This window comes from Actinoplanes oryzae (assembly GCF_030757795.1).
Classification (GTDB): Bacteria; Actinomycetota; Actinomycetes; order Mycobacteriales; family Micromonosporaceae; genus Actinoplanes.
Genome location: NZ_JAUQWH010000267.1, coordinates 1 through 7690, shown reverse-complemented (window position 1 = coordinate 7690; position 7690 = coordinate 1). Strand labels below are relative to the sequence as shown.

At 72.5% G+C, this 7690-nt stretch carries 9 protein-coding genes and 1 pseudogene; 4 read left to right on the top strand and 6 right to left on the bottom strand.

The window, feature by feature from the left end; all coding sequences use genetic code 11:
* The 3 genes from RBH18_RS42000 to RBH18_RS41990 form a co-directional block, all read right to left on the bottom strand.
* Positions 1–731: alpha/beta hydrolase (locus RBH18_RS42000; RefSeq protein WP_306216098.1), on the bottom strand; the 731-nt coding region annotated here is incomplete at its 3' end.
* A gap of 14 nt (positions 732–745) precedes the next feature.
* Positions 746–1387, bottom strand: coding sequence for a hypothetical protein (locus RBH18_RS41995; RefSeq protein WP_306216097.1), 642 nt, complete (start codon positions 1385–1387; stop codon positions 746–748).
* Positions 1388–1446: 59 nt separating this feature from the next.
* On the bottom strand, positions 1447–2061 hold the full coding sequence (locus RBH18_RS41990) for a TetR/AcrR family transcriptional regulator (RefSeq protein WP_306216096.1): 615 nt from the start codon (positions 2059–2061) through the stop codon (positions 1447–1449).
* Between the two features lie 84 nt (positions 2062–2145).
* On the opposite strand from RBH18_RS41990, the gene RBH18_RS41985 reads away from it, so the two are divergent.
* From RBH18_RS41985 to RBH18_RS41975, 3 genes are all read left to right on the top strand, one after another.
* Positions 2146–3081, top strand: a complete 936-nt coding sequence (locus RBH18_RS41985; RefSeq protein ID WP_306216095.1) for a CPBP family intramembrane glutamic endopeptidase — start codon at positions 2146–2148, stop codon at positions 3079–3081.
* Positions 3082–3261: 180 nt separating this feature from the next.
* Positions 3262–3663, top strand: coding sequence for an ester cyclase (locus tag RBH18_RS41980; RefSeq protein WP_306216094.1), 402 nt, complete (start codon positions 3262–3264; stop codon positions 3661–3663).
* A 242-nt stretch (positions 3664–3905) separates the two neighbouring features.
* Positions 3906–5147: a collagen-like domain-containing protein gene (locus tag RBH18_RS41975; RefSeq protein ID WP_306216093.1), complete on the top strand. Its 1242-nt coding sequence runs from the start codon at positions 3906–3908 to the stop codon at positions 5145–5147.
* A gap of 50 nt (positions 5148–5197) precedes the next feature.
* Here RBH18_RS41975 and RBH18_RS41970 read toward each other — a convergent pair whose 3' ends face one another.
* Both RBH18_RS41970 and RBH18_RS41965 read right to left on the bottom strand, forming a co-directional pair.
* Entirely contained in the window at positions 5198–5908 is a 711-nt protein-coding gene (locus RBH18_RS41970) for an SDR family oxidoreductase (RefSeq protein ID WP_306216092.1), read from the bottom strand.
* A gap of 157 nt (positions 5909–6065) precedes the next feature.
* Positions 6066–6470, bottom strand: coding sequence for a hypothetical protein (locus RBH18_RS41965; RefSeq protein WP_306216091.1), 405 nt, complete (start codon positions 6468–6470; stop codon positions 6066–6068).
* Positions 6471–6560: 90 nt separating this feature from the next.
* Here RBH18_RS41965 and RBH18_RS41960 point away from each other — a divergent pair, with 90 nt between their 5' ends.
* Positions 6561–7439, top strand: coding sequence for a helix-turn-helix domain-containing protein (locus RBH18_RS41960; RefSeq protein WP_306216090.1), 879 nt, complete (start codon positions 6561–6563; stop codon positions 7437–7439).
* Positions 7440–7481: 42 nt separating this feature from the next.
* On the opposite strand, the pseudogene RBH18_RS41955 reads toward RBH18_RS41960, so the two are convergent.
* Positions 7482–7690, bottom strand: a pseudogene (locus RBH18_RS41955) (maleylpyruvate isomerase family mycothiol-dependent enzyme); the annotation flags it as partial.

Sequence of the window (7690 nt, the reverse complement as noted above, 5' to 3'; positions counted from 1 at the left end):
AGCTGGAGTGGCTGGGTCATGAGCTGGTCGACCAGGTGGAAGGCGTCGTAGCCGAGCAGCAGCGGGTCGCCCCGGGAGAGCCGGCGGTTCGTCGAGTGCTCGTTCCGGCCGCGCCCGGTGCGGTAGTAGCGGATCGCCTGCAGCAGGTCGACGTCGGTGATCCCGGCCCGCTCGGCGTCTTCCATGGTGTCGGGCAGCCACTGCTCGCGGGTCAGCTCGCCGGTGCGGGTCTCCTCGATGCGGGCCCGGGCCATGGCGTCGAGGGCGGCGGCGGGGCCCTCGGCCTGGAAGCCGCGGAAGGAGGCGCCGATCTCGCCGGGGTCGACGGCGCCGACGGCCCTGATGCGGTGGTCGGTGCGGGCGGTGTGGACGGCGTAGCCGCCGCCGGCGCAGATGCCGAGGACGCCGATGCGCTCCGGGTCGATGCCGGGCAGGACGCTGAGCGCGTCGATGGCGTAGGAGATGTCCTCGCCGCGCCGGTACGGGTCTTCGAGGTCGCGGGGCTCGCCGCCGCTCCGGCCCTGGTGCGCGGGGTCGAAGACGAGTGCGGCGAAGCCGTGCGTGGCGAGGCGGGAGGCGTAGTTGGCGCCGATCTGTTCCTTGACGCTGCTGCCCGGTGTCGAGAGCACGACGGCGCGCAGGGGCGCGGCCGAGGCGTCCACATTATCGGGCAGGTGCAGGTCGGCCGCGAGCTCGATCGGCCCGCGCGGAAGGGAGATGTGCCGGATCATGGGTCAGTCACCTTTCATGTGCCGAGACCGTCGAGCAGCCAGTGGTAGTGCAGCCGCAGACTCCGCTCGACGGCGCCCAGCGCGGCGGCGAACCCGAGCCCGACGTTGAGCCACGCGGGCAGGTCGATCGGGGACTCGAAGCGGCCGAACCGCTCGACGATCGGCGGGACTCCCAGGATCGGCTCGAGCAGCTGCACGAGGTTGATCCCGGCGCCGGCGACGAGCGCCAGCACGGAGAGGGCCCCGGCCCAGCGGCTCAGGGACCGGTGCTCGCGGTCGAAGCGCAGCCGCCGGCCGATCGCCGATCCGGGATCGGGGACGAGGCTGTGCTCCTCGCCCGTGGTCGTCACGTAGTGGGCGCGCTTGAGGCCCACGGCCGACTTCGCGACCTGGATGGTGCCGCCGTCGACGGGGATGACGGCGGGCATCCGCGAGCGGGCCCGGTGCCGGCCGTCGGCGTACAGGTGGACCATGCCGTCGTCACCCGCCTGCTTGCCATTGACGCGTACGTCCACCGCGTACTCGATCGGGCCCACCCGCAGCGTGAACAGCTTGCGTCCGGTGAACAGCTGCCACCAGCGGAAGCGCTCCAGCGGGCGGCCGTCGCCGGGGCGGATCCGCCGTGCTGCCCTGCGTTGCCCGAGGTCGCCGAGCATGGGGGCCTCCTTCGCCGGGACGGTGTGCCGGTCGGCCTCCACGACACTAACACGCTGTGCTAGTACGGCGTACTGGAGTGGCCGAGGACACAGTCGACGGCCATGTACAGGGTCTCGGTCTCGGACCTGAGGATCGAGTCCTCGGTGGGCAGGGCCCGTTCGATCGACAGTCCGTCGAGGACGGTGGACAGGAATCTCACCCGGCTCGCGTGGTCCTCCTGGGGCAGCGCGCCCTCGTCGGCGAGCACCGTCAGCCAGTACTCGATGCGGCGCCGGCCCGCCTGGTCCCTGTCCCGGTACGCGGCGCGCACCTCCGCTGTCGGCTCCGACGCTATGTACGTCTTGTAGGCCTTGGTCCACGCCTCCCGCGCCTGCTTCCCGGTGCCGGCGGGGGCGAGCACCTGCCGGAGGCAGTTGACCAGCCGATCCCGGGCCGGCAGCGACCGGTCGTGGATCTGCTCGTCGGGAAACAGGTTCTCGTAGATCCTGGCGAGCACGGCGTCCTGCAGGGCGCGCTGGTTCGGGAAGTGGAACCGGAGCGATCCCGTGCTGACCCCGGCGCGCGCCGCGACCGTGCGGACGCTCAGCTTCGCGGTCACGTCCTCGGCGAGCATCGCCGCCGCTGCCGCGAGAATCCGTTCCCGCGAGCCGATGGTGCCGTCTTCCTGTGTCACCTGCCACCTCCTGTCACATCGTACTAGTACGCCGTGCTAGCTTCCCCGCTGGTACAGCGTGACAGTGCGGCGATGGAGAGGCCAATGACCACGACGACCCCCGGGATGCCGGTCCCGGCCACAGTGGAGTATCACCGGGTGCTCGCGGGCGGCACCCACCGGATCGGCCGCGGCGTACTCGCGATCGTCCTGCTGCTGGCGGGGCTCGTCATCTTCCCGACGGTCATCGGCCGGGCGGCGGCGCTCATCGACCAGCAGGCGGGCAGAACCCCGCCGATCCTGGGCGGCACCGACTACACGCCGCTGTCCCACGCCGCCTCGATGGTCTCGCTCGGCCTGCTCATGCCGTGGAGCATGCTCATCCAGCGGTGGCTCTACCGCGTACCCGGTGCGTCCCTGCACTCCGTGACGTCGAGCTTCCGCTTCGGCCTCCTCGGCAGGTCGCTTCTCGTCCTGGGTCCCGCCTGGCTGGTCGTCAACACCCTCGGCGCCCTCGAGCCCGTCGCGGAATCGCCGTGGTCGCAGCGCGACCTCATCGCCTTCTTCCTCGTGACGATGCTGCTCACGCCGCTTCAGTCGGCGGGCGAGGAGTACGGCGTACGCGGGCTGATCTTCCGCGTCGTCGGCAGCTGGACCCGCACCTCCCGGGCGGGACTGGTCGCCGGCGTGCTGGTCACCAGCGTGCTGTTCACGGCCGTCCACGGGGCGACGGATCCGTACATCATCGTCTGGTATCTCGTCCTCTGGGCCGGCCTCGCCGTCATCACCTGGCGCACCGGCGGACTGGAGATCGCGGTCATGCTCCACGCCGTACTCAACACGTTCACCTTCATCCTGGCCGCGTCCCTGCGGGTGGACCTCGGCGGCGCGACGCAGGACCGCTCGGCCGGAGCCGGCTCGCCCTACCAGCTCATCCCCGCCCTCACCGTCGTCGTCATCACCGCCGTCGTCTGGTGGTGCACCCGGAAGCCGGGGCCGGCACTGACCCCGGCCCTCGCCCCGACACCGGATCGGCCCTGAGCATCGCTCCGCGACGGTGGCAGCCGGTTCTCAAGGTGGTGAGCTGCGGGGTGAAGGCCACATTCCGCAACGGTGACCCTGCCAGTCCTCCGGCTCGAGAGGGCTCTGGCAAGCGCAGGACAGGCTTTCTAGCGTTGTCGACGTCCGTACGCAATCCGGAACAGACAGACGAGGTCACAGATGTCGGGAATCGACACTGCTTCGGTCCGGCGCTGGTATGAGCGCTACATCGCGGCACTCAATGCCCACGAGTTCGACGGCATGGACCAGTTCATCAACGACACCACGACCCTCAACGGCAGGCCGGCCACCCGCGAGGATCTCATCGCCCACCAGAGGGCCGATGTCGAGTCGGTCCCCGACCTGCACTGGGAACTGCGTGAGGTGCTGTTCGACGGAAGCCGGCTCGCCGCGAGACTGACCAACACGGGCACTCCCGCACGGGACTGGCTCGGGGTGCCGGCCACCGGCAAGTCGTTCGAGATCACCGAGTTCGCCATCTACGAGGTGCGTGACGGCCGGTTCATCCACATGGCGGCCCTGCACGACGCGGAGACGATGAGGCGGCAGCTCGCGGCCTGACCGTGCGCCGGCGCCCCTCCGCGGGACGCCGCCGATGGCCTCCGCAGCCGCCGTGCCGGGCCCGGCACGGAAGGTGAGCTCCGGCCCGTCGACGGAATTGCACCCGGACTGCACCTTGGAATTCGGTGGCCGATCGCGGGAGCCGGGCGAAGACCTACGGTGCGACACCCGTCGTCGATCGCCCGACCGGAGGCCGGATCCCGATGCCCATCTCGTGGCTGTACAGCGGTGTCGGCGCCGCCATGACCGCCGTACTGGTGGCCGGCTCGCCCGGTTCCGCCGTGGCCGGATCGGCCCGAGCCGTGCCGGCGGACGTGATCCACGCGTGCGTCGACCGCTCGACCGGCATCGTGCGCGTCCTCGCCGGCACCGGGGCAGACCGCTGCGTGAACGGCATGGTGCTCTCCTGGAACAGGGTCGGATCCGGCCCGGCTGATCGCGTGACGGCGCAGGGGCTGCGGGGCGTGCCCGGCATCCAGGGGCTCATCGGCAACACCGGTCCGGCGGGCCCGCCCGGTCCGCCGGGTCCCCGGGGCGCCACCGGTCCGATCGGTCCGGCGGGGCCGGTCGGAGCTCGCGGTCCTGTCGGGCCCGCCGGGGTGCAGGGTCTCGCCGGGCTCCCGGGCGCACCGGGTCTGCCGGGGACCAGGGGTGCGACCGGTGCCGCCGGGGAGCGGGGATTCATCGGGCCGGTCGGCCCGGCCGGGCTCAAGGGCGCCACCGGGGCCACCGGGGCCACCGGGCTGACGGGCGCGACCGGGGCGACCGGAAACAGGGGCGCCGACGGTGCGACCGGACTGTCGGCCTTTGCGTTGTGGCTGCAGGAGGGCAACAGCGGTACGGTCGGTGACTTCCTGAACTCGCTGGTCGGTGCCCAGGGGGCGGCCGGCGCGGCGGGACCGCAGGGTCCGTCAGGAGACCCCGGTGCCCAGGGCGCCACCGGCGACGCGGGTCCGCAGGGCGCCACCGGTGCTACTGGTCCGCAGGGCGCCGCCGGCCCGGCGGGACCGCAGGGCCCGCCCGGAGACCCCGGTGCCCAAGGCGCCACCGGCGACGCGGGTCCGCGGGGCGCCACCGGGGACGCGGGTCCGCAGGGCGCCACCGGTGCTACTGGTCCGCAGGGCGCCGCAGGTGCCACCGGTGCGCAGGGTGCGACCGGTGCGCAGGGTGCGACCGGTGCGCAGGGTGCGACCGGTTCGCAGGGCCCCGCCGGCGCGACCGGCCCGCAAGGCGCCACCGGGGCTCAGGGGCCGGCCGGCGCGGACGGGGTGAGCGGCTACACGCTCGTGACGGGCGCCACCGGCAACGGCAGCTCCGTCGCTTCCTGCCCGGCGGGCAAGAAGGTCCTGGGCGGCGGGGTGAACGTTGCCGGCGGCGGCCAGCCCGGCGCGAGCTATCCCTCGTCCTCGACCGCCTGGACCGCGACCAACACAGCCGCTCTGGGAACGGTGACGGCGTACGCGATCTGCGCCACAGCGAACTGATTCAGGGGCCGCCGGTCCGTGCGAAGAGCGTCGCGCCCAGGGGCCCGGCGTCAGCCGAAGAGGGCGCCGGGGATGTCGGCGTAGAAGAGGGCGGGGTCGCGGGAGAGCGACGCCTTGACGTTGGCGGTGGGGGTGTCGGCGATCACTTCCAGTTTGCCCGCCTCCAGGCCGTCCAGGGCCATCGTCACGACCTCGTGCGGGGGCAGCTTGGGAATGTCGAAGCCGGCCATCATGTCGGTGTCGGCGATCGCCAGGGCGAGCGCGGTGACCTGGGTCTTCTGCTCGGCCAGCTCGAGCCGGACGCCGTTGGTGAGCGACCACTCCGCGGCCTTCGAGGCGGCGTAGCCGTTGCTCGTGGGCGCGAAGGCGTACCAGCTCAGGGCGGAGATGACGTTGAGGATCGCGCCGCCGGCGAGCCGGGGGGCGAAGGCGCGGGTGACGTTGAGGGTGCCCCAGAAGTTGGTGTCGAACTCGCGGCGGATGTTGTCCGTGGAGGGGCCGAGCAGGGGAGCCTCGGTGGAGATGCCGGCGTTGTTGATCAGGATGTCGAGGTCGCCGACCTCGGCCGCCGCGGCGGCGATGGACGCCGGGTCGGTGATGTCCAGCGGGAGGGCGACGACGCCCGGGACGTCGATCAGCTCGGGCCGCCGGGCGGTGGCATAGACGGTGGTGGCACCGCGTGCGACGAGCGCCTCGGCAAAGGCCTTGCCGAGACCCCGGTTCGCGCCGGTGACGAGTGCTTTCGCGCCGTTGATCTGCATGCCGTCAGCCTAAAACCTCACGTTGACGTCAGAGGCAAATGCTGCGACGCGCGTCACGGCGGAGGGCTTCCGCGCCCCGCGCCCTACGCCCTCGGCGTCGTGCGGCACTGCACGACGGTCGTGACGCGCGCGGTGCCGCACTCCGTCGCCGCGAGACTCAGAGCAGAGCGTCGTCGTCCGTACCGTCGAGTGGCCGGGCGATTTCGACGGCGCTCGCCACGCGGCCGTCCGCCGCGAGCCTCGCCACCACAGTGGACTCGAAGGTCGCCTCCTTGCCGTGGAAGAGCAGCCGTGCCGCCAGGCGGTTGCCGTCGCGCAGCCCTTCGACGAGCTCCACGCGGCCACCGGCGAGCATGGTGCGAACGTCGGTCAGGTGGGCTGCCATGTGCGCGCGTGAGTAGACCTTGCCGTTGACCCGCTGGCGGTAGTTCTCCGTGACGAGCCGGCTCAGGGTCCGCTCCGCCGGCTCGGTCTCGTCGGCGGGGAAGACCATCTCGGTCAGGATGGTCTCCAGGCTCCGATCGCCCTGCTCGGACGCGTCGTGGGATGATGGTGTCGTCATGATCTTCCTCGATGTTCCTTCCGGTTTTCCGGCACTTTCCCGATCCCACCAGGCCGAGCCGCGAGGTGCTGTCGTGATCGAGGCCGGGGAATGTCGCGATCCGGGCGCCGGGTGATGGGCCCGCTGTTCTCCAGCCGGGCGACGACCGGGTGGAAGTCGCTGATCGTGCAGGAGCGCGCACACGAGGCGTACGTGGCCGATGTGTCCGTCCCCGCGGTCGACGCCTACTGCCTCGTGGTGGTGACCGGCGGTGCGGCCTTCCGGGAGAGCTGGGACGGCCACCGCTGGTCCGGCGCCGAGTACACGAAGGGCAGTGCGACGCTGACCGCGCCGGGCCGGGCGGTCAGGGCACGCTGGCGCGCGACGGCCGCCGAGCCGTTCACGAGCGCTGAAGTGCTGCTTCCGTACGATGTCGTGCGCGACGCCGCCCGGGAACTCGGCGCCGCGCCGGCCGCGCCCGCCCTCCGCGACGTGCCGTATCTGGCCGACGAAGCCGTCGCGGGCACCACGCGGGCGCTGCTCGAGGCGGGCCGGTCCGGTGACGCGGGGGAGGCGTACGCCCGGTCGGCTGCCTCGTTCCTGGCCGTGCATCTGCTCACCCGGCACGCCGATCTGGCCCGGGACGAGCTGACTGGCCGGGTGCTCGGTGTCTTCCGCGGCGCGGTCGGTCGGCCGGCGTCCCTGCGGGAACTGGCCGCCCTGGCCGGGGTGGGCGAGAGCCGCCTGGCGCACGTGGTCCGCGAGTCCACGGGACAGTCGCCGGGCGGCTATCTGATCGGCCTGCGCATCGCGGAGGCCAAGCGCCTGTTGATCGGCACCACGCTGCCGATCACGGAGGTGGGCCACGCCTGCGGCTTCACCACGCCGTCGCATTTCGCGGCGTCGTTCCGGCGCGCCACCGGGCTCAGTCCGCGGGACTGGCGCCGCGGCTACGGCATCGACGGGCCGCCCGGGACCCCGGCCGTCTGAGAGCGACGGCCGGGTCGTCCGGCTCCGGACGCGTCGTCGTGGTCAGAAACCGGGGAAGGCGGCGCGGAGCCGGTCGAGGGTGACGTTGCCGGTCACCTCGACGCCGGCCGGCGTGTGCTGCGGGGCGAGCCGGCCGTAGAGCAGCCGGATCGCGGACTCCAGCGGCCCGGTGAAGGTCGCGGTGGCCGCCGGGGCCTCGGTGGTGAGGGAGGCCTGGTCGGCGAGGACGATGCTGTACGGCGTGCCGTCGA

Coding starts and splice junctions, on each gene's coding strand:
- RBH18_RS41995 (WP_306216097.1), bottom strand. CDS start 1,387: ATGCTCGGCGACCTCGGGCAACGCAGGGCAGCACGGCGGATCCGCCCC.
- RBH18_RS41985 (WP_306216095.1), top strand. CDS start 2,146: ATGACCACGACGACCCCCGGGATGCCGGTCCCGGCCACAGTGGAGTAT.
- RBH18_RS41980 (WP_306216094.1), top strand. CDS start 3,262: ATGTCGGGAATCGACACTGCTTCGGTCCGGCGCTGGTATGAGCGCTAC.
- RBH18_RS41975 (WP_306216093.1), top strand. CDS start 3,906: ATGACCGCCGTACTGGTGGCCGGCTCGCCCGGTTCCGCCGTGGCCGGA.
- RBH18_RS41970 (WP_306216092.1), bottom strand. CDS start 5,908: ATGCAGATCAACGGCGCGAAAGCACTCGTCACCGGCGCGAACCGGGGT.
- RBH18_RS41965 (WP_306216091.1), bottom strand. CDS start 6,470: ATGACGACACCATCATCCCACGACGCGTCCGAGCAGGGCGATCGGAGC.
- RBH18_RS41960 (WP_306216090.1), top strand. CDS start 6,561: ATGTCGCGATCCGGGCGCCGGGTGATGGGCCCGCTGTTCTCCAGCCGG.